The sequence below is a fragment of the Thermocrinis sp. genome (assembly GCF_036781485.1).
Taxonomy (GTDB): Bacteria; Aquificota; Aquificia; order Aquificales; family Aquificaceae; genus Thermocrinis.
Window position 1 is genome coordinate 16611 of sequence record NZ_DAIQAX010000010.1, and the last position, 19202, is coordinate 35812.

19 protein-coding genes are annotated in these 19202 nt (G+C 43.8%); all 19 read left to right on the top strand.

Annotated elements, in window-relative coordinates; all coding sequences use genetic code 11:
* Positions 1–116: 116 nt before the first annotated feature.
* The 19 genes from V7P40_RS06250 to V7P40_RS06340 all read left to right on the top strand — a co-directional run bounded on the left by V7P40_RS06250 (position 117) and on the right by V7P40_RS06340 (position 19194).
* On the top strand, positions 117–4514 hold the full coding sequence (locus V7P40_RS06250; protein WP_333785117.1) for a DNA-directed RNA polymerase subunit beta: 4398 nt from the start codon (positions 117–119) through the stop codon (positions 4512–4514).
* Positions 4511–9196 (top strand): DNA-directed RNA polymerase subunit beta', encoded by a 4686-nt coding sequence (rpoC, locus tag V7P40_RS06255; protein ID WP_333785118.1) that lies wholly within the window; start codon positions 4511–4513, stop codon positions 9194–9196. The genes V7P40_RS06250 and rpoC overlap by 4 nt, the downstream gene beginning before the upstream one ends.
* A gap of 22 nt (positions 9197–9218) precedes the next feature.
* Entirely contained in the window at positions 9219–9617 is a 399-nt protein-coding gene (gene rpsL / locus V7P40_RS06260; protein ID WP_333785119.1) for a 30S ribosomal protein S12, read from the top strand.
* Positions 9617–10099, top strand: a complete 483-nt coding sequence (rpsG, locus tag V7P40_RS06265; protein ID WP_333785120.1) for a 30S ribosomal protein S7 — start codon at positions 9617–9619, stop codon at positions 10097–10099. Before rpsL ends, rpsG begins: the two co-directional genes overlap by 1 nt.
* An 11-nt stretch (positions 10100–10110) precedes the next feature.
* Positions 10111–12198, top strand: a complete 2088-nt coding sequence (gene fusA, locus V7P40_RS06270; RefSeq protein WP_333785121.1) for an elongation factor G — start codon at positions 10111–10113, stop codon at positions 12196–12198.
* An 18-nt stretch (positions 12199–12216) separates the two neighbouring features.
* Positions 12217–13434 carry an elongation factor Tu gene (gene tuf / locus V7P40_RS06275; protein ID WP_333785109.1) on the top strand — a complete coding sequence of 406 codons (1218 nt, stop codon included), beginning with the start codon at positions 12217–12219 and terminating at the stop codon, positions 13432–13434.
* Positions 13435–13444: 10 nt separating this feature from the next.
* A complete protein-coding gene (rpsJ, locus tag V7P40_RS06280; protein WP_333785122.1) occupies positions 13445–13759 on the top strand; it encodes a 30S ribosomal protein S10 in 315 nt (104 codons plus the stop codon).
* 2 nt (positions 13760–13761) lie between these two features.
* Positions 13762–14466 (top strand): 50S ribosomal protein L3, encoded by a 705-nt coding sequence (rplC, locus tag V7P40_RS06285; RefSeq protein WP_333785123.1) that lies wholly within the window; start codon positions 13762–13764, stop codon positions 14464–14466.
* Positions 14463–15050, top strand: coding sequence for a 50S ribosomal protein L4 (gene rplD / locus V7P40_RS06290; protein WP_333785124.1), 588 nt, complete (start codon positions 14463–14465; stop codon positions 15048–15050). Before rplC ends, rplD begins: the two co-directional genes overlap by 4 nt.
* A complete protein-coding gene (rplW, locus tag V7P40_RS06295) occupies positions 15047–15346 on the top strand; it encodes a 50S ribosomal protein L23 (protein WP_333785125.1) in 300 nt (99 codons plus the stop codon). Before rplD ends, rplW begins: the two co-directional genes overlap by 4 nt.
* Positions 15347–15350: 4 nt before the next feature.
* A complete protein-coding gene (gene rplB, locus V7P40_RS06300; RefSeq protein ID WP_333785126.1) occupies positions 15351–16223 on the top strand; it encodes a 50S ribosomal protein L2 in 873 nt (290 codons plus the stop codon).
* 158 nt (positions 16224–16381) lie between these two features.
* Positions 16382–16678, top strand: a complete 297-nt coding sequence (rpsS, locus tag V7P40_RS06305) for a 30S ribosomal protein S19 (RefSeq protein WP_345786307.1) — start codon at positions 16382–16384, stop codon at positions 16676–16678.
* Between the two features lie 9 nt (positions 16679–16687).
* Positions 16688–17023 (top strand): 50S ribosomal protein L22, encoded by a 336-nt coding sequence (gene rplV, locus V7P40_RS06310; RefSeq protein ID WP_333785127.1) that lies wholly within the window; start codon positions 16688–16690, stop codon positions 17021–17023.
* On the top strand, positions 17023–17721 hold the full coding sequence (gene rpsC / locus V7P40_RS06315; RefSeq protein WP_333785128.1) for a 30S ribosomal protein S3: 699 nt from the start codon (positions 17023–17025) through the stop codon (positions 17719–17721). Before rplV ends, rpsC begins: the two co-directional genes overlap by 1 nt.
* 1 nt (position 17722) lies before the next feature.
* Complete coding sequence (rplP, locus tag V7P40_RS06320) at positions 17723–18151, top strand: 50S ribosomal protein L16 (protein ID WP_333785129.1); 429 nt, start codon at positions 17723–17725, stop codon at positions 18149–18151.
* Entirely contained in the window at positions 18148–18348 is a 201-nt protein-coding gene (gene rpmC, locus V7P40_RS06325) for a 50S ribosomal protein L29 (protein ID WP_333785130.1), read from the top strand. The genes rplP and rpmC overlap by 4 nt, the downstream gene beginning before the upstream one ends.
* Positions 18345–18620, top strand: coding sequence for a 30S ribosomal protein S17 (rpsQ, locus tag V7P40_RS06330; RefSeq protein ID WP_333785131.1), 276 nt, complete (start codon positions 18345–18347; stop codon positions 18618–18620). The genes rpmC and rpsQ overlap by 4 nt, the downstream gene beginning before the upstream one ends.
* Positions 18620–18961: a DsrE family protein gene (locus tag V7P40_RS06335; RefSeq protein ID WP_333785132.1), complete on the top strand. Its 342-nt coding sequence runs from the start codon at positions 18620–18622 to the stop codon at positions 18959–18961. Before rpsQ ends, V7P40_RS06335 begins: the two co-directional genes overlap by 1 nt.
* The gene (locus V7P40_RS06340; protein ID WP_333785133.1) at positions 18955–19194 is read left to right on the top strand and encodes a sulfurtransferase TusB; all 240 of its coding nucleotides are present in this window, start codon (positions 18955–18957) and stop codon (positions 19192–19194) included. Before V7P40_RS06335 ends, V7P40_RS06340 begins: the two co-directional genes overlap by 7 nt.
* The last annotated feature ends 8 nt before the right edge of the window (positions 19195–19202 follow it).

Sequence of the window (19202 nt, forward strand, 5' to 3'; positions counted from 1 at the left end):
GAGTAAGCTTTTTTGCAAGCTAGTACCCCCTACCTGTAAAGGGGGTATTTTGTTTTTTCCCCCATCCTATGGCATACTTTTAAGTTTAACCCTAAAAATTTAGTAGAGGTAAAGGCATGAAGAAGAACATCGCTCTTCCAAGAAAGTTCTTTGGTAAAAGAGAAGAGCTAATCAATCCTCCACACCTTCTTACAGTTCCCAAAGAGTCTTTTGAATCTTTCATACAGTTCAAAAAAGCCCCTCACAGCAGGGAACTGAAAGGGTTGGAGTACCTGTTTAGAACGTCCTTTCCCATGAAAGACCCAGATGAAAAGATTACCATAGAATACTTAGGATATGAAATTGGCGATTGGGAGTGTAATAAGTGTGGCTACAAAGCTTACTCGGATTCAAGCTTTCTTGGGGGATACGGAGTAGACTGCCCCAAGTGCGGTTCAAAGCTTGTCTATAAAGAAAAGTTTACTGTGGAAGATTGCAAGATAAGAGGTTTTAGTTATTCTGCTCCCCTAAGAGTTTTAGTTAGACTAAAAACTAAGACGAAAAAAGGTGAAAGGGTTAGCGAACCAAAGAAGGTGTATTTCGGAGAAATTCCTATGATGACGGAACACGGATCTTTCGTGATAAACGGAAGTGAGAGAGTATTGGTCAATCAACTGATACGTTCTCCTGGGGTTTTCTTTGAAGAAAAGGAAGAGAGGCAGAAAGAAACAACCATAGTGCGGATGATATACAGGGCTAGCATAATTCCAGATAAGGGTTCTAGGATAGAATTTGAGCTTTCTAGCACGGCCGATACGCTTACCCTCAGAGTGGACAAGAAAAAAGTAAGTGGTTCATATGCATTTAGAGCTTTCGGTTTGGAAACTGCTTACAGCATACTTAAAGCTTTCTATCCAGAAACTAAAAAGTTCTTTGTCAGAAATGGTGCCTTGTTTGATTGGGAAACAGGAGAAGAGTACAAAACAGAGGATTTAGAAGGTTTTTACCTGTTTGCCATACTCAAATACAAGGGAATAGTGGAAGGAAAGGGAACTGAGGAGGAGTTTATAGAAGAAAGATACATAGAAGATACAAATCTTTTGGAAAGACTGCTTAAAGATGAAAGAATACGCGTAGAAGAGGTCTGTGCGGTTTCTAAAGAAAGCACTGTAAAGAGTCCCTATGGTAAGATCATAGTGGAAACTTTAATTTCTGAATGTTCGCCAAAAGATCCCGACAAAAGAAGCCAGATAAGGATACCTTCTAAATTCAAGCTATCCGACATTGCGCTGGTGGATATATACAAAAAGCTTAGGGCTGTTGAACCTATGGTGATGGAATTGGAGCATCTTATAAACAGGGCGAGGAATCACTTTGAACTGTACTTTAAGGATATAACGAGATACGACCTTTCCAAGGTGGGTAGGGTAAAGCTCAATGCAAAGGTGCACAACGTACCAAAGGTATTAAAACCTGCAGATGTAGAGAAGTTGAGCTCTCTGCCTCCTCTGGTAGTGGTAGAAGATGGAACAGAAAGATTGGCTACAGAAGAGCTTCTTAAAGAGCTTTTCAAAACCAAGAGTGAGGTAAGGGTTAAAGACTATACAGAAGGGGAGGCGAGGTTTTTAAGTGCTTTGGATCTTGTAAATGTGGTCAAGTATCTTATAGACCTCAGGTACGGAAGGCAAAAGAAGGATGATATAGCCTATCTTGGCAATAGGAGAGTTCGTGCGGTTGGGGAGCTTTTGGAGAACCAATGCAGGATAGGTATAGCCCGTATGGAAAAGTACTTCAGAGACAGGTGTACAGTAGTGAGTCCAGATGACCCGAACCTCAAACCTCAGGATCTTCTCCAGCCAAGGTACTTGACGGGTGCGATTTACGACTTTTTGAAAGGTGGCACACTCTCCCAATACTTGGACAACACCAATCCGCTCTCCGCTACAACTCACAAAAGAAGACTTTCTGCTATGGGTCCGGGAGGTCTTACAAGGGAAAGTGCAAAATTTGAAATAAGGGACGTGCACCCATCCCACTACGGTAGGATCTGTCCCATAGAAACACCAGAGGGGCAAAACATAGGTTTGGTCACATCCCTTACAGTATACGCTCAACTTAACGAATACGGTTTTATAGTCACACCATACAGAAAGGTTGAGAATGGTATAGTTAAGGATGATGTAGAATACTTGGCCGCTTATGAAGAAGAGAATTTTGTAATAGCCCAATACACACCTTATGGAGAGGATGGCAAGCTTAAAACTGACAGGGTGTATGCAAGGTACAAAAACGACATCCAGATAGTGCGTCCAGAACAGGTTAATTACATGGACATAACACCAAGGCAAGTAGTTTCTGTATCCGCTTCTTTAATACCCTTCTTAGAACACGACGACGCAAACAGAGCGCTTATGGGTTCAAACATGCAGAGACAAGCAGTGCCTCTGATATTCACCCAAGCTCCCTTAGTAGGTACCGGTATGGAGAGAATTGTGGCGCGGGATAGTGGGGCTATTGTGGTTGCAAAAAGGAGCGGATTGGTAGAGGAAGTGGATAGTAAGAGGATCGTCGTCAGGGTATATCCAGAAGAAATTGACCTAAACGATCCAACGGATATAGGTATAGACATATACGAACTTGAGAAGTTTAAAAGAACAAACCAGAACACGTGCATAAATCAAAGACCCTTAGTAGTTAAGGGTCAATCGGTAAAGAAGGGAGATGTGCTAGCCGATGGCCAATCCACATACAAAGGAGAACTTGCTTTAGGGAAGGATGTTCTTGTAGCCTTCATGCCATGGAGAGGATACAACTTTGAGGATGCCATCGTTATCTCAGAGCGTTTGGTAAGAGAGGACGTTTATACTTCCATCCACATAGAAGAGCTGGAAGTAGAAGCTAGGGAAACCAAGCTGGGTTATGAAGAGATCACTCGCTCTATTCCAGGTGTGCCAGAAAGGGCATTGGCTCACTTGGATGAGTTTGGTATAGTGAAGATCGGAACATACGTAAAGCCAGGGGATATTCTAGTTGGAAAAGTTACTCCAAAGGGTGAGAGCCAGCTAACGCCTGAGGAAAAACTCTTGCAGGCTATCTTCGGAGAAAAGTCAAGGGACGTTAAAGACACTTCCCTGAGATGCCCTCCAGGTGTGGAAGGTGTGGTGGTGGATGTAAAAATCTTTGCAAGAAAAATAGGGGAAAGAAGAAACTATTTGGCGGAGCATGTGGAAAGGCAAGAAAGAGAGCAACTGGAAGCAGAGCTTGAGAAGAAGAAGAAGCTTATAGTGGAAGGCAGGAACAAGTTAGTAAAGAGCTTGGTTTTGGGTAAGGCTTTAGACAAGGAAATAACAATAAAGAAAAAGACGTATCCAAAAGGTACTGTTATAAATGACGCCCTATTTGAAGTGCTTCTAAATTACATAATTACCAAACCGGAGAACCTTTTTGAAGATGAACAGCTCTGCGAAAAGATAAAGGAAATAAGGGATAGGACGCGGTCCCAAGCGGATATGATAAGTAAGATTTACGAAGAGAAAATAGAGGCTGTGGGTAAGAAAAGCGAACTACCTCAGGGAGTAATCGCCCTAGTAAAGGTATACATAGCTCAGAAGAGAAAGATAAAGGTTGGAGACAAGATGGCAGGTAGGCACGGAAACAAGGGTGTCATATCGGTAGTTTTACCCGTGGAAGATATGCCCTTCCTTGAAGACGGCACACCGGTGGATATAGTTCTTAACCCTCTGGGTGTTCCCTCTCGTATGAACGTGGGTCAAATACTAGAAACTCACTTGGGATGGGCTGCAAAGGAGCTTGGGAAAAAACTAGGTAAGCTTATACAAGAAATAAAGGACAGAAAGGAAATTACAGAGTTTTTGAAAAGGATCTACAGCGTGGGTGACACACCCGATGGTCAAAACGCAAAGGCTATTGAAGACTTTCTAAATTCTCTTACCGATCAAGAATTTAAGGAGATTGTTCAAGAGTATGCGGAATACGGCATACCCATGGCCACTCCCGTTTTTGAAGGTGCTAGCGAAGAGCATATAAAGGAGCTTCTTAGGATGGCTGGTCTTCCGGAGGATGGGAAGACTGTGCTATACGATGGAAGGACGGGAGAACCCTTTGATATGAGAGTCACTGTAGGTTATATGCATATGCTTAAACTCATACACATGGTGGATGACAAGATCCACGCAAGGAGCACAGGTCCCTATTCGCTGGTTACCCAGCAACCTCTGGGTGGTAGGGCCCAATTTGGTGGGCAAAGGCTCGGAGAGATGGAGGTTTGGGCTTTAGAAGCTCACGGTGCAGCCTATACTCTGCAAGAAATGCTAACAGTCAAGTCTGACGACATAGAAGGACGTACAAAAGCTTACGAGGCCATAGTTAAGGGTAAATACATGTATTCTCCTGGCATACCGGAATCCTTTAGGGTTTTAGTAAGAGAACTGAAAGCCTTGGGCTTGGACGTAAGGTGTGAAAACGGGGCGGATATGCCCTGTGATCAAGTGAAAAAGACGGAGGAAGAAGCATGAGAAAAGGTTTGCTTCCCTTTGAAAAAATAAAGTTAATGCTGGCTTCCCCAGAAGAAATAAGAAGCTGGAGCTATGGGGAGGTTAAAAAGCCCGAAACCATAAATTACAGAACTCATAAGCCGGAAAAGGACGGTCTTTTCTGCGCAAAAATATTTGGACCTATAAAAGATTACGAGTGCCTTTGCGGTAAATACAGAGGAAAGAGGTATGAAGGAACGATATGCGACAGATGCGGTGTGGAAGTTACCAAATCTTACGTTCGTAGGGAAAGGTTTGGACACATAGAGCTTGCTGCTCCTGTAGTGCACATATGGTTTTTAAAGAGCAGTCCCTCTAAGATTGCCACCCTTTTGGGTTTGTCCTCAAGGGATGTGGAAAGGGTTATCTACTTTGAATCTTACTTGGTCATAGAGTATCCCAGCGAGGATGAAAGGACAATCTTTGAACAAGCCGAGGATACCATACCTATCAAGGACGATATGGGCAATACGGTATTTGTGAAGCTCCATGTGATGGATGAAGATAAATATCTCAGCGAGTACGCAGGTAATCTGGAGCACAAGTACGAGGGTGGTATGGGAGCAGAGGCTATAAAGAAGGTGCTATCAGTTCTTGATTTGGAAGCTTATGCCAAAAAGCTGAGGATGGAAGTTAAACCCTACAGCTTTTCCTTTGAGGACATGAACAAAGAGTTGGAAGTAAAGTACAAAAAGCTCTATCATAAGATGATAAAAGCTGTAGCGGATAACTTTAGGCTTTATGCAATAGACCTATCAATTCCAGAGGGTATGACCTTAGACCAAGCTCTTTTGGGTGTGTTTAACGAAGAGTTGTATCTGGACGTTCATAGTGGGAAAATATACAACCAAGATTGTGAAGGCTGTTTAACTGGTAATAGAGCTATTCGAGAGTTCTATGAGCAGCAAAGGTCCAAGAGGAATGATATTCCAGTCTTTGAGAAGATTGAAGAAGATATAAGGAATACAGTCCTTAAGGAACTCTCGGAAAGTAAAATCAAAAAACAGCTTAGAGTGCTAAAGCTGGTGGAAAGCTTTATAAAGAGTGGAAACAAACCAGAGTGGATGGTTCTTGAGGTTTTGCCTGTCCTTCCACCCGAACTTAGGCCTTTGGTCGCTCTAGATGGGGGTAGGTTTGCCACCTCAGACCTTAACGATCTGTACAGAAGGATCATAAACAGGAACAACAGGCTGAAAAGGCTTATAGAGCTGGACGCTCCCGAGATAATAATAAGAAACGAAAAGAGGATGCTTCAGGAGGTTGTCAATGCCCTCATAGATAACGGCAAAGGTGGAAAGGTCATAACCCAAAACGGAAGGGCTCTCAAATCCTTGGCAGATTATCTGAAAGGTAAGCAGGGAAGGTTTAGGCAAAACCTTCTTGGGAAAAGGGTAGACTACTCTGGAAGGTCGGTCATCGTGGTTGGTCCTGAGCTCAAAATGCATCAGTGCGGTCTTCCCAGAATAATGGCTCTTGAGCTGTTTAAACCTTTTGTCTACAGAAGACTGGAAGAGAAGGGCTATGCCACTTCCATCAAAAGTGCAAAAAAACTCGTAGAAAACAAGACCCCTGAGGTTTGGGAATGTTTGGAAGAGGTGGTAAAACAACATCCAGTTCTGCTTAACAGAGCTCCTACTCTTCACAGGATGTCCATTCAAGCCTTTGAACCTGTCCTTGTGGACGGAAAAGCCATACAGCTTCATCCGTTGGTCTGTCCTCCATTTAATGCGGACTTTGACGGAGACCAGATGGCAGTTCATGTGCCCTTGGGTATCCACGCCCAGCTGGAAGCTTATATACTGATGCTTTCCACCCAAAACATACTCTCACCAGCCCACGGAAAGCCCATAACTCTACCTTCCCAGGATATTGTGCTTGGTCTTTACTACTTGACTCAAGTAGTGAAGGGTGTTAAAGGTGAAGGTAAGCTGTTCTACAATAGACAGCAGGTTTTGCTAGCATTAGAAAACGGTGTGGTGGACATACACGCCCTAATAAAACTCAGACTGGAAGATGGAAAAGTTATAGAAACCACTCCCGGAAGGGTGCTTCTTAATAGCATACTTCCAGAAGATTTTCCTTTCTTGAACGAAGTTTTGGATAAAAAGGGAATATCAAAGCTTATCTCCAAGGTTTACGAAAAGTATGGAGTGGAGATAACAGCCCAACTTCTTGACAGCATTAAAGAGCTAGGCTTTAAGATGGCAACCAAAGCGGCCATTTCCATAGGTATAGAGGATCTTCAGGTTCCAACAGTGAAAAGGGAAATACTCAAAGATGCGTTCCAGCAAACAGACGAAATAGCCGACCTATACAGAAAAGGTATTCTAACATCAAAGGAAAGGTACAACCGGATAATTGATCTGTGGTCTGAAATAACAGATAAGGTATCCCGAGCTATGTTTGATGAGATAGAAAGGTCTTCCCGTGAGGAAAGAGGAAAGGTCTATCCTGGAACCTTCAATCCTATATACATGATGGCAATTTCTGGTGCAAGGGGAAACAGAGATCAGATAAGACAGCTTGCTGCGATGAGAGGACTTATGGCAAAGCATACGGGTGAGTTTATAGAAACCCCCATAACCGCAAACTTTAGAGAAGGACTTTCTGTGCTTGAGTACTTTATTTCTACCTATGGAGCCAGAAAAGGTCTTGCGGACACTGCTCTAAAGACTGCCTTTGCGGGCTATCTTACAAGAAGACTTGTAGACGTTACCCAGGACATCATGATCACTCAGAAGGATTGCGGAACTACCAAAGGTATAGAGATGACGGCCATAGTGGAAGGTGGAGAGGAGAAGGTGCCCCTAAGAGACAGAATAATAGGAAGGACTTTGGCAGAGGATGTGATAGATCCATACACGGGAGAAATCATCGCAGAAAGAAATACCATAATAGATCCAGAGCTTGCGGAAAAAATAGTTCATAGAGGTATAGAAAAGGTAAAAGTGCGCTCACCTTTAACGTGTGAGGCGGAGTTTGGTATATGTGCTATGTGCTACGGTTGGGATCTGTCTCAACGCAAGCTCGTGGATATAGGCGAAGCGGTTGGGATAATAGCCGCTCAGTCCATAGGAGAGCCCGGAACTCAGTTAACAATGAGAACATTCCACATAGGCGGTGCGGCCATAGCAGAAAGGGCTAAAGGAGAGCTTCTAAACGAAACAGAAGGAAGCGTAAAGTTTTACAACATTAAGCTTATAACCGACAGGAATGGAAGAAAGATAAACATTTCAAAGGATGGTGCTATAGGTATACTGGATAAAGAGGGAAGGATGGTAGAAAGACACGCCGTTCCATATTCGGCTGTGATCAAGGTAGAAGAAGGTGCGTGGGTAAAGGAAAACACTGTTCTGGCAGAGTGGGACCCATTCAATACATACATCATAGCAGAAGCTCCCGGAAGGGTGGAGTTAAAAGACATAGCCTTAGATATAACTGTGAAGGAAGAGAGAGACCCCTTAACAGGAAAAACATCTACCATAGTATCCTTTACCAGACCAAAAGACGCTATGCTCCATACCCCGAGGATAGTTGTGGTTACTGAGGATGGAAGAGAAGTGGTTTACGACCTTCCGGTAAACTCCATCATTAGTATTCCCCCAGAGAAGATAAGTATGGAATGGTATCTGTGCCCAACTTGCACAGAATCAGAGGGAACGGAAATTCAGCATAAATACTACGTGGTAAAAGATTTCTATGTGGAGCCAGGAGATGTGTTAGCCAGAATTCCAAAAGAGATGGCAAAGGTTAGGGACATAGTAGGTGGTCTGCCTCGGGTAGAGGAGCTTTTTGAAGCAAGGCGTCCTAAAAATCCAGCTATTCTATCTGAAATAGATGGAACTGTGAGAATATACGAAGATGCGGATGAGGTCATACTTTTTAATCCGAGAACTGGCGAAACGAGGAAGTACGATATCAAGAAAGGTGAATACATCTTAGTTACACATGGACAGGTTATACAAAAAGGCACAAAGATCACAGACAGCACGGTGGCAGAGATAGATGGGCAAGTTAGGATAAAAGGAAAAGGATTTAAAGTTGTGGTATATAACAAAGAAACAGGGTTGCAAAGGGAATACTTTGTGCCAAAAGGCAAGCATCTTCAAGTTAGGAATGGAGACTCTGTATCCGCTGGAGATCCACTAACTGATGGCATACCAGACCCACATGAGATACTTAGGATCAAAGGAGTAGATGAACTACATAAGTTTCTTCTAAAAGAAGTTCAAATGGTCTACAGGCTACAAGGAGTAGAAATAAACGATAAGCATTTTGAAATAGTAATCAGGCAGATGCTCAGAAAAAGAAGGATTGTGGATGCAGGAGATAGCAGATTCTTGATCAACGAGGAGGTGGATGTGGAGGAACTAAAGGAGGAGATAAAAAGAATAAAAGAAGAAGGTGGTAAAATCCCCAAGGTTGAACCCGTTCTTGTTGGTATATCCAAGGCAGCCATAACTTCTAGCAGTTGGATATCTGCTGCCTCTTTCCAAGAAACTACCAAGGTATTAACAGATGCTGCTTGCGAAGGAAGGGTAGACGAACTAAGGGGAATAAAGGAGAACGTTATCATAGGCAACATTATCCCCGCTGGAACTGGTGTGGGAGAGTACAGCCTGCTGGAGTTGGAAGAGGTGAAAGTTAAAAAAGGTGTGGTATAATTAACTACTTTAGGAGGTAGAAATGCCGACTTTTAATCAGCTGGTAAAGTACGGAAGAGAAAGGAAGAAGAAAAAGAGTAAATCTCCTGCCCTGCAGGGCAACCCCCAAAAGAGGGGCATTTGCGTTAGGGTATATACAGTTACTCCAAAGAAGCCAAACTCTGCTTTAAGAAAGGTTGCCAGGGTTAGGCTATCCAACGGCATAGAGGTTACCGCCTACATTCCGGGAGAAGGGCATAACTTACAAGAGCACTCCATAGTGCTCGTTAGAGGGGGTAGGGTAAAGGACCTGCCCGGTGTGAGATACAAGGTTGTAAGAGGAACTTTGGATACTGCAGGTGTTGCCAACAGAAAACAATCAAGGTCTAAGTATGGAGTAAAGAGGCCAAAACAACAAGCGCAAGCAGGAGGTAAAAAATAATGCCAAGAAAAGGCGGTGTTAAACCAAGAGAGATCCCGCCAGATCCAAAATACGGGGACGTAATAGTACACAAACTTATAAACAAGGTAATGGAGAGTGGAAAGAAGAGCGTGGCGGAGTGGATAGTGTACACAGCTATGGAAGAAGCGTCCAAGGTAGCAAAAATGCATCCTGTGGAGCTTTTGCACAAAGTAGTGGATGCCTTAAAGCCCGAGTACGAAGTAAGGCCAAGAAGGGTAGGGGGAGCTACCTATCAGGTTCCCGTAGAGGTTCCTCCAAGAAGGCAGGTGAGTTTGGCTTTAAAGTGGCTAGTGGAAGCGGCAAGAGAGAGAGCCAGACATAGAGGAAGCTATACGATGATAGAAAGGTTAAAGGCGGAAATGCTGGACGTTTTGGAAGGCAAGGGTGGAGCCCTGAAGAAAAAAGAAGAAACCCACAAAATGGCAGAAGCTAATAAAGTTTTTGCCCATTTTAGGTGGTAAGGAGGTAGAAGATGCCAAGGTTAGTTCCTATAGAGAGATTAAGGAACATAGGTATAGTTGCACACATAGACGCGGGTAAGACCACAACTACCGAAAGGATCCTGTATTACACCGGTAAAACATACAAGATAGGTGAGGTGCATGAAGGCGCCGCCACAATGGACTGGATGCCTCAAGAGAAGGAAAGGGGTATAACCATAACTGCTGCTACCACCGCGTGCTACTGGAAAGACCATCAAATAAACATCATAGACACGCCCGGACACGTGGACTTTTCTGTGGAAGTGGTGCGCTCTATGAAAGTGCTGGACGGCATTATTTTTGTATTCTCCGCAGTGGAGGGTGTGCAACCCCAATCTGAGGCAAACTGGAGGTGGGCTGATAGATTTGGCGTGCCAAGGATTGCCTTCATAAATAAATTAGACAGGCTCGGTGCAGACTTTTACAGGGTTTTCAGGGAGATAGAAAACAAGCTCAGCATCAAACCCGTCGCCATTCAAATACCAGTAGGTGCAGAAGATCAGTTTAAAGGCGTGATAGACCTTATGGAAATGAAGGCTATCATATGGCTAGAAGAAACGCTCGGTGCGCGCTACGAGATAGTAGATATACCTGAAGAATACACAAGCAAGGCTCAGGAATGGAGAGCCAAAATGGTGGAAGCTATAGTAGAGCAGGACGATGAGTTGATGATGAAGTATTTGGAAGGTGAAGAGATTGAAGTAGAAAAACTCAAAAAAGTATTGAGAAAAGCCACTATAGAGAAAAAACTTGTGCCAGTTCTATGCGGTTCTGCTTTTAAAAACAAAGGAGTACAACCACTACTTGATGCGGTAATAGATTACCTTCCATCTCCTTTGGACATTCCCCCCGTTAAAGGAATTAACCCAAAGAATGACCAAGAGGAGGAGAGAAAACCTCTGGACGAAGAGCCCTTCTGTGCCTATGTGTTCAAAGTTATGAGTGACCCTTATGCAGGACAGCTAACCTACTTTAGGGTGTTTTCCGGCAAGGTTACAGCCGGTTCCTACGTGTACAATGCCACAAAGGATAGGAAAGAGAGGATTGGAAGGCTTCTGCTTATGCATGCCAACTCAAGGGAAGACGTGCAAGAAGCAAGTGCGGGTGAGATAGTAGCCGCTGTTGGGCTTGATGCAACCACCGGAGATACGCTTTCTGATGAAAAACACCCCATAGTTTTAGAAAAGCTTGAATTCCCAGAACCAGTTATTTCCATGGCAATAGAGCCCAAGACAAAGAAGGACCAAGAAAAACTATCTCAAGTCCTCAATAGGTTTATGAAGGAGGACCCCACCTTTAAGGCAACGGTGGATCAAGAAACTGGGCAAGTGCTAATACACGGCATGGGTGAATTGCACTTGGAGATCATAGTTGACAGAATGAAGAGGGAGTACGGTGTGGAGGTCAATGTAGGTAAGCCACAGGTAGCCTATAAAGAAACCATCAGGAAAAAGGCTACTGCAGAAGGAAAGTTTATAAGGCAGAGCGGTGGAAGGGGTCAATACGGACACGCGATCATAGAAATAGAACCCTTAGAAAGAGGACAAGGCTTTGTCTTTGAAAACGCCATAGTAGGTGGCATTATACCAAAGGAGTTTATACCTTCTGTGGAGAAAGGTGTTAAAGAAGCTATGCAGAGTGGCGTAGTTGCAGGGTATCCTGTGGTAGATGTTAAGGTTAGACTCTTTGATGGGTCTTATCACGAGGTAGACTCCTCAGACATAGCTTTTCAGATAGCTGGGTCTATAGCTTTTAAGGAGGCAATGAAAAAGGCAGATCCAGTTCTACTGGAACCTGTGATGGAGGTGGAGGTAGAAACTCCCGAAGATTATGTGGGTGATGTGATAGGAGACCTAAACTCCAGAAGGGGTAAGATAATGGGTATGGAAAACAAAGGTGTTATAACTGTAGTGAAAGCTTACGTGCCTCTTGCGGAAATGTTCGGATACGCCACCACTTTAAGAAGCTTGACACAGGGAAGAGGAACATTTATAATGAAATTTTCCCATTATGAAGAGGTTCCGCAGCACGTAGCGGAGCAGATAATCGGAGAAAGAACAGGAGCTCTTAAATCATAAATAAGGAGGTAAGATAGAATGGCAAAGGAGAAGTTTGTAAGAGAGAAGGAACACGTCAACGTAGGAACTATAGGGCACGTAGACCATGGCAAATCTACTCTAACCTCTGCCATAACATGTGCATTGGCTGCGGGTGTTATGCCCGGCGGTAAGGCAAGGTGTATGAAATACGAAGAAATAGACAAAGCACCAGAAGAAAGAGAAAGAGGTATAACCATAAACATAACACACGTGGAATACGAAACCGCAAAAAGACATTACGCACACGTAGATTGCCCAGGACACGCAGACTACATCAAGAACATGATAACAGGCGCAGCCCAAATGGACGGAGCTATCCTTGTGGTTTCTGCAGCAGACGGTCCAATGCCACAGACAAGAGAACACGTGCTGTTGGCAAGACAGGTCAATGTCCCCTACATAGTGGTGTTCATGAACAAGTGTGACATGGTGGATGACCCAGAGCTTTTGGACCTTGTGGAGCTTGAAGTGAGGGAACTTTTGAATAAGTACGAATTTCCTGGAGATGAGGTACCGGTCATAAGGGGTTCTGCCTTAGGGACATTGCAGGAGTTAGAAGCAGGGAAACCTGACAAGTGGTGCAATGCCATAGTGGAACTGCTCAACGCCATGGACGAATACATACCAACTCCTGTAAGGGAATCAGACAAACCATTTTTGATGCCCATAGAAGACGTATTTAGCATATCTGGACGTGGAACGGTGGTAACAGGCAGGGTAGAGCGTGGAGTACTAAAGCCTGGTGAGGAAGTGGAGGTAGTAGGGCTCAGAGAAGAACCACTGAAGACTGTAGCCACATCCATAGAGATGTTTAGGAAGGTCCTTGATGAGGCACTACCTGGGGACAACATAGGTGTGCTTTTGAGGGGTGTAGGCAAAGACGATGTGGAGAGGGGGCAGGTATTGGCAAAGCCAGGTAGTGTGACGCCGCACAGGAGGTTTAGGGCACAGGTGTATGTATTGACGAAGGAAGAAGGTGGGAGGCACAGTCCATTTTTTGTGAATTACAGGCCACAGTTTTACTTTAGGACAGCGGACGTGACAGGGGTAGTGGTGAAGTTGCCAGAGGGTCAGGAGATGGTGATGCCTGGGGACAACGTGGAGCTTGAGATTGAGCTAATAAAGCCCATAGCGATGGAGGAAGGACTTAGGTTTGCCATAAGGGAAGGTGGAAGGACTGTGGGTGCTGGTGTGGTTACAAAAATCCTTGATTGAGGTGTAAAGGATGGAGCAGGACATAATACGAATAAAACTGAGATCTTACGATCATAGGCTACTGGATCAGTCCGTCAGGCAGATAGTGGATGTAGTAAAAAGAACAGGTGGTATAGTGAAAGGTCCAATTCCTTTGCCTACAAAAAGGAGAAGGTGGGTTGTTCTGCGCTCTCCTCACAAGTTTGATCAATCCAGAGAGCACTTTGAAATAAGGGAGCATAAGAGGATTTTAGATATAGTCCGAATCACGCCTCAGACAGTAGAATCTCTGATGAGCCTAAACTTGCCCGCAGGGGTAGATGTTGAGCTAAAGATGGGGAGCTAAGCATGAGTGTAGGTCTTTTTGGAATAAAGCTTGGTATGACAAGGGTTTTTCTCAAGGATGGTACAGCGGTGCCCGTTACGGTTATAAAGGTTCCAAAGCACTATGTGACTGCCATTCGCACGATGGATAAGGATGGCTACAGTGCGGTTCAGGTAGGTGCCTTTGAAGTAAAGGAGAAAAAGCTTACAAAGCCGGAGATAGGACATCTGAAAAAGGCTGGTGTTGCTCTGCTAAGAAAGTTGAAGGAGTTTAGAGTGGATAATCCCCAGGACTATCAGGTAGGGCAGGAAATAAAATTGGAAAATGTTTTTAAGCCCGGGGATTTGGTAGACGTGGTGGGCATTAGTAAAGGTAGAGGTTTTGCTGGCACGATGAAAAGGTGGGACTTTGGTGGATTTCCAAGGTCTCACGGACACCGATATCACAGGGCAGTGGGTTCTATTGGTCAAAGGACGGATCCAGGAAGGGTGTGGAAGGGTAAAAGAATGGCTGGACATTGGGGCGCAGAAAAAATAAGGGTGCAATCTCTTTTGGTGGTTGATGTGCTGCCCGATAAAGGAGTAATGCTCGTAAAGGGTTCTGTACCTGGTCACCCAAAGGGGATACTGATTATAGAAAAGAGCAAAATAGCTAACAGAAGATCGCAGAGGTTAAAGCTAAACAGAATAAAACACATTCCAGAGAACATCCTTAGGAGTGAAGCATGAGTGAGCTAAGAGAGGACATATTCGGACTTGAGGTGAAAAAACACATTCTGTGGGAAGTAGTAAGGTGGCAGCTTGCCAAAAGAAGGCAAGGAACCCACAGCACCAAAACCAGGGGTGAAGTGGCTTACAGTGGGAGAAAGCTTTATCCCCAAAAGGGAACTGGAAACGCAAGGCACGGAGACAGAGGAGCAAACATCTTTGTGGGTGGTGGTGTGGCACACGGTCCCAAACCCAGAGATTACTATTATCCTTTACCCAAGAAAGTAAGGAAGTTGGCGCTTAAGATGGCCCTTTCTTCAAAAGCAAAACAAAACGCTATAATTTTGGTGGATAGTATAGATATGGGAGAAGTTCCCAAAACGAAGAGAGCTTTAGAATTCCTAAGGGCTAACGGTTTGGAAGGAAAAAAAGTTTTAGTGATTATTCCCGAAAGGGACCAGATTACAGAAAAGTCCTTCAGAAACCTGCAGACTGCGAAAGTTCTTCCTGTGGAAGGGCTCAACGTTTACGACATACTTTGGGCAGACAGTTTGGTAATAATCAAGTCTGCCCTTGATAAGATCTACGAGAGGTTAGGCTCATGAAAAGGCCGGAGGACGTGTTAATAAGACCTATAATCACAGAGAAGAGCAATAGACTTATGGAGGACCACAAAAAATACACCTTTGAAGTGGCGATGGATGCTACAAAGCAGGAGATAAAGTATGCGGTCCAAACCCTCTTTGGCGTAAAGGTTCTTAAAGTCAATACTATGATAGTAAAGCCAAAGAAAAAGAGGGTTTTTGGTAAGTTTAGAAGGTATGGATATACAAAATCCTACAAAAAGGCTATAGTTACGATAGATCCATATCAAGAAATTGATCTTTCTGGTGTGAGGTAAGAACATGGGTGTAAGGAAATTAAAACCAGTAACTAACGGGCAAAGGCACGCAGTTCTCTACGACTTTGCAGAAATAACCAAGTCTGAGCCTGAGAAGTCTTTAACCTACTTTTACAAAAGAGCTAAGGGGCGTTCTCACGGAAAGATTACCGTCAGATCAAGAGGTGGGGGCCACAAAAAGAGATACAGAATAATAGACTTTAAAAGAGACAAGAGCCTTGTACCCGCAAAGGTTGCGAGCATAGAGTACGATCCCTTCAGGTCCGCACGGATAGCACTCCTTCACTATGCAGACGGTGAGAAAAGATACATAATATGGCCAGAGGGATTAAAGGTTGGTGATACTGTGATATCTATATCCTATGAGGATGCTTCCGCTGGAAAAGAACTGCCAGAAATAAAGCCCGGCAACGCATTGCCTTTAAAATACATCCCAGTAGGAACTATCATTCACAACATAGAGCTAAACCCAGGAAAGGGCGGACAGTTAGCAAGGTCTGCTGGAACCTCTGCCCAAGTAATAGGTAAAGTAGACAATTATGTTCAGGTAAGGCTTCCTTCAGGTGAAATCAGGCTTATTCATGAAAGATGCATGGCTACGGTTGGCGCAGTTGGCCTGGCTGAGCACGAGCTTGTTAAATACGGAAAGGCTGGAAGGTACCGCTGGCTTGGCTGGAGGCCTCACACAAGGGGAACGGCTATGAACCCAGTGGATCACCCCCACGGTGGTGGAGAGGGTAAAACAAAAGGAAAGCATCCCGAGTCCCCTTGGGGCTGGAAAACCAAAGGATATAAGACAAGAAGGGGTAAAAAGTATTCAGATAAATTTATCCTTGTTAGCAGAAAAGGAAAACCTCTTAAGGAGGGTATTAAATAATGGGTTTTAAGGGTGCCTGGAACAAGAGAAATAAACTAATAGAAGACTTGGACAGTTTTCTGAAACTCTACAAGAAAACCCAGAGAGTTTATAAAAAGGTTAGAAAGGTGCAACACACGCCCGAGCTGTTCCAAAAGGCATACGAAAAATACAAAGCCATTTGGGATGAGTACAGAAAACTTGTGGACAAAAAAGCCTGGGTAGATCCCAAGCTCTGGTATAGGATAAGGAAAATGAACCAAACTGGGGAAAGAAAGGTCATAAAAACCTACAGTAGGGACACCACCATAATACCCGAATTTGTGGGCCACACTATAGCGGTTCATAACGGTAAGACTTTTGTTCCGGTTTATATTACCTCCGATATGGTAGGGCACAAGTTGGGTGAGTTTGCCCCAACTAGGACATTCAAAGGCCACCCGGAGAAATCCTCAAAGGTGGCTAAAAAGAAGTGAGGTGAAGTTATGAGAGCGGTTTTAAGGTATGCAAAAATATCCCCCACAAAGGCAAGACAGGTGCTAAGAATAATACAGGGGACCAAAGCAGGCGATGCGCTCTATCAACTAAAGTTCATTCCCAAAAAGGCTGCAAGGATAGTAGAGGGAGTTTTGAAAAGCGCCTTAGCTAATGCGCAGCAAAAAGGTATGGACCTTGACAGTCTATACATAAAAAAGGCTGTGGCAGACGAGGGGCCTATGTATAAAAAGTGGATGCCAAGAGCACACGGAAGGGCTACAATGATAAGAAAGAGAACATCCCACATAACCATAGAGTTAGAGGAGAGAAAGGAGGAAGATTAATGGGTCAGAAAACGCATCCTATAGGTTTTAGAGTGGCAGTAATAAAAGACTGGAATTCCAAATGGTATGCAGATAAGAGAGATTACACAAAGCTTTTACATCAGGATATAAAGATTAAGGAATATATAAAGAAGAGATACTATGCGGCTGGTGTCTCTGAGGTTGTAATCGAAAGAGCTGCGGAAAGGGTAAGAATAAGGATAAAGGTGGCAAGACCTGGGATCATAATTGGTCGTAAGGGTGCGGAAGTAGAACAGCTCAAAAAAGATCTGCTTAGCATAGCCCCAGGTTACAACTACAACATAAACGTGGAAGAAGTAAGAGCTCCTGAGCTAGATGCCCAGTTGGTGGCAGAAGAGATAGCCCTACAAATAGAGAGAAGAGTTTCTCACAGAAGGGCTATGAAGAGGGCTATAGACAACGCACTTAAGGCTGGTGCAAAGGGTGTCAAAGTTCAAGTGAAGGGAAGGATAGGCGGTGCTGAGCTGGCAAGAGCTGAGTGGTTTTTAGTAGGAAGGATGCCCCTTCAGACTCTGAGGGCTGATATAGACTATGGCTATGCAGTTGCTCAGACAAAGTACGGAGTTTTGGGCGTAAAGGTCTGGATATACAAGGGTGACATACTTAAGGGCGGTAAAGAGGAGATAGTAAAGAAAATAGAAGAGGATTTAAAGAAAACAGAAAAGGAGGTAGTTTAATATGTCTTTCCTTGCACCCAAGAAAACAAAGTTTAGAAAACAGCAGAGAGGAACACTGAAGGGTAAAGCTTTTAGAGGAAACAAGGTATCCTTTGGTGAATACGGTATACAGGCATTAGAGGCTTGCTGGCTGACCCAAAGACAGATAGAAGCGGGAAGGGTCGCTTTGGTTAGAAGTCTACGTAAAGGAGCAAAGATATGGATAACCGTGTTTCCAGATAAGCCCTATACGAGAAAACCCAATGAAGTACGTATGGGTGGAGGAAAAGGTGACCCAGAGGGTTTTGTGGCAGTTGTGAGACCTGGGAAAATCCTGTACGAATTTGCTGGTGTGCCAGAAGACGTTGCTGAAGAAGCCTGCAGATTGGTTGCTGCTAAACTACCTATAAGCGTCAGATTGGTAAGAAAAAACGGGGGTGTTAGAGGATGAAAGCTAAGGAGCTTGCAAAGCTTTCGATTAAAGAACTTTTAAACAAAGAAAAAGAAATAAGAAAAGAAATCTTGGATCTGCGTTTTAAGAAAAAGATTGAGGGGTTAAAAGACAAGATGATGATTAGAAAGAAAAGGAAGGAGTTGGCAAGGGTTTTAACCATTATCAGACAAAAAAAGCTGAGGGGTGAATCATGACGGAAAAGAAGTGGCACGAAAAAAGAAAGGAATTTGTTGGTACAGTAGTAAGCGACAAGATGGATAAAACGGTGGTCGTGAGAGTAGATAGAAAAATGCAACACCCAATCTATAAAAAGCACATAATAAGAAGCAAAAAATATCATGCCCATGACCCAGAAAACCAATGCAAGGTAGGGGATGTAGTTCTAATAAGGGAAACAAGACCCATATCAAAGACCAAAAGGTGGGTTGTGGTTAAAATACTGCAGAGGGCGCAAGCCCAAGCTTAATGAAAGTAACAATTTTAATAAAAGGAGACCCTTTTTCCTGGAAGTCCCACGAAGCTTTACGTGTGGGCTTAGCCTTAGGTATAAACCATGAAGTCTCAATGATATTTTTTAAGGATGGCGTTTATGCATTGACCAGATGTAATTGGGAAAATCTTTTAATTTCAGGTTTTGAGAAACTGATAGAAAATCTTGAATATGTGAATGTTAAACTTTTTGTAGAGGATCTTTCTGCGGAAGAGAGGGGACTAAAAAAAGAGGACTTTGTAAAAGAGGTGGAATTTATAAACACCGAGCAAATAAAAAGGATGATAGCTTCTTCAGCGACGGTGTTAGTATGGTGAGGACCCTTTGGATAGTGAGAAAATTGGGAGACTTTAGCTCCGATTTGGTGGAGGAAGGGGACGTGGTCGTGTTAGTCCAAGATGCGGTTTTGAGGTTTCCTTCCAGAAAGGATTGGTTTGCATGTAGGGAAGACGTTCAAGACAGAGCTCTAAAGTTGCCCGAAGAAAAGTTAAAGTCCTACGAACAAATAGCAGATCTCATCGTAAAAGCACAAAGGGTAGTAGTTTGGTAGTATAATCA

Bases quoted from the DNA above. Each gene is read 5' to 3' on its own strand.
- rpsQ (WP_333785131.1), top strand. From the start codon at position 18,345: ATGACGGAAAAGAAGTGGCACGAAAAAAGAAAGGAATTTGTTGGTACA.
- rplW (WP_333785125.1), top strand. From the start codon at position 15,047: ATGAAAAGGCCGGAGGACGTGTTAATAAGACCTATAATCACAGAGAAG.
- rplP (WP_333785129.1), top strand. From the start codon at position 17,723: ATGTCTTTCCTTGCACCCAAGAAAACAAAGTTTAGAAAACAGCAGAGA.
- V7P40_RS06340 (WP_333785133.1), top strand. From the start codon at position 18,955: ATGGTGAGGACCCTTTGGATAGTGAGAAAATTGGGAGACTTTAGCTCC.
- fusA (WP_333785121.1), top strand. From the start codon at position 10,111: ATGCCAAGGTTAGTTCCTATAGAGAGATTAAGGAACATAGGTATAGTT.
- rpsL (WP_333785119.1), top strand. From the start codon at position 9,219: ATGCCGACTTTTAATCAGCTGGTAAAGTACGGAAGAGAAAGGAAGAAG.
- rplV (WP_333785127.1), top strand. From the start codon at position 16,688: ATGAGAGCGGTTTTAAGGTATGCAAAAATATCCCCCACAAAGGCAAGA.
- rpmC (WP_333785130.1), top strand. From the start codon at position 18,148: ATGAAAGCTAAGGAGCTTGCAAAGCTTTCGATTAAAGAACTTTTAAAC.
- rpsC (WP_333785128.1), top strand. From the start codon at position 17,023: ATGGGTCAGAAAACGCATCCTATAGGTTTTAGAGTGGCAGTAATAAAA.
- rplB (WP_333785126.1), top strand. From the start codon at position 15,351: ATGGGTGTAAGGAAATTAAAACCAGTAACTAACGGGCAAAGGCACGCA.
- rplD (WP_333785124.1), top strand. From the start codon at position 14,463: ATGAGTGAGCTAAGAGAGGACATATTCGGACTTGAGGTGAAAAAACAC.
- tuf (WP_333785109.1), top strand. From the start codon at position 12,217: ATGGCAAAGGAGAAGTTTGTAAGAGAGAAGGAACACGTCAACGTAGGA.
- V7P40_RS06250 (WP_333785117.1), top strand. From the start codon at position 117: ATGAAGAAGAACATCGCTCTTCCAAGAAAGTTCTTTGGTAAAAGAGAA.
- V7P40_RS06335 (WP_333785132.1), top strand. From the start codon at position 18,620: ATGAAAGTAACAATTTTAATAAAAGGAGACCCTTTTTCCTGGAAGTCC.
- rpsG (WP_333785120.1), top strand. From the start codon at position 9,617: ATGCCAAGAAAAGGCGGTGTTAAACCAAGAGAGATCCCGCCAGATCCA.
- rplC (WP_333785123.1), top strand. From the start codon at position 13,762: ATGAGTGTAGGTCTTTTTGGAATAAAGCTTGGTATGACAAGGGTTTTT.
- rpsJ (WP_333785122.1), top strand. From the start codon at position 13,445: ATGGAGCAGGACATAATACGAATAAAACTGAGATCTTACGATCATAGG.
- rpoC (WP_333785118.1), top strand. From the start codon at position 4,511: ATGAGAAAAGGTTTGCTTCCCTTTGAAAAAATAAAGTTAATGCTGGCT.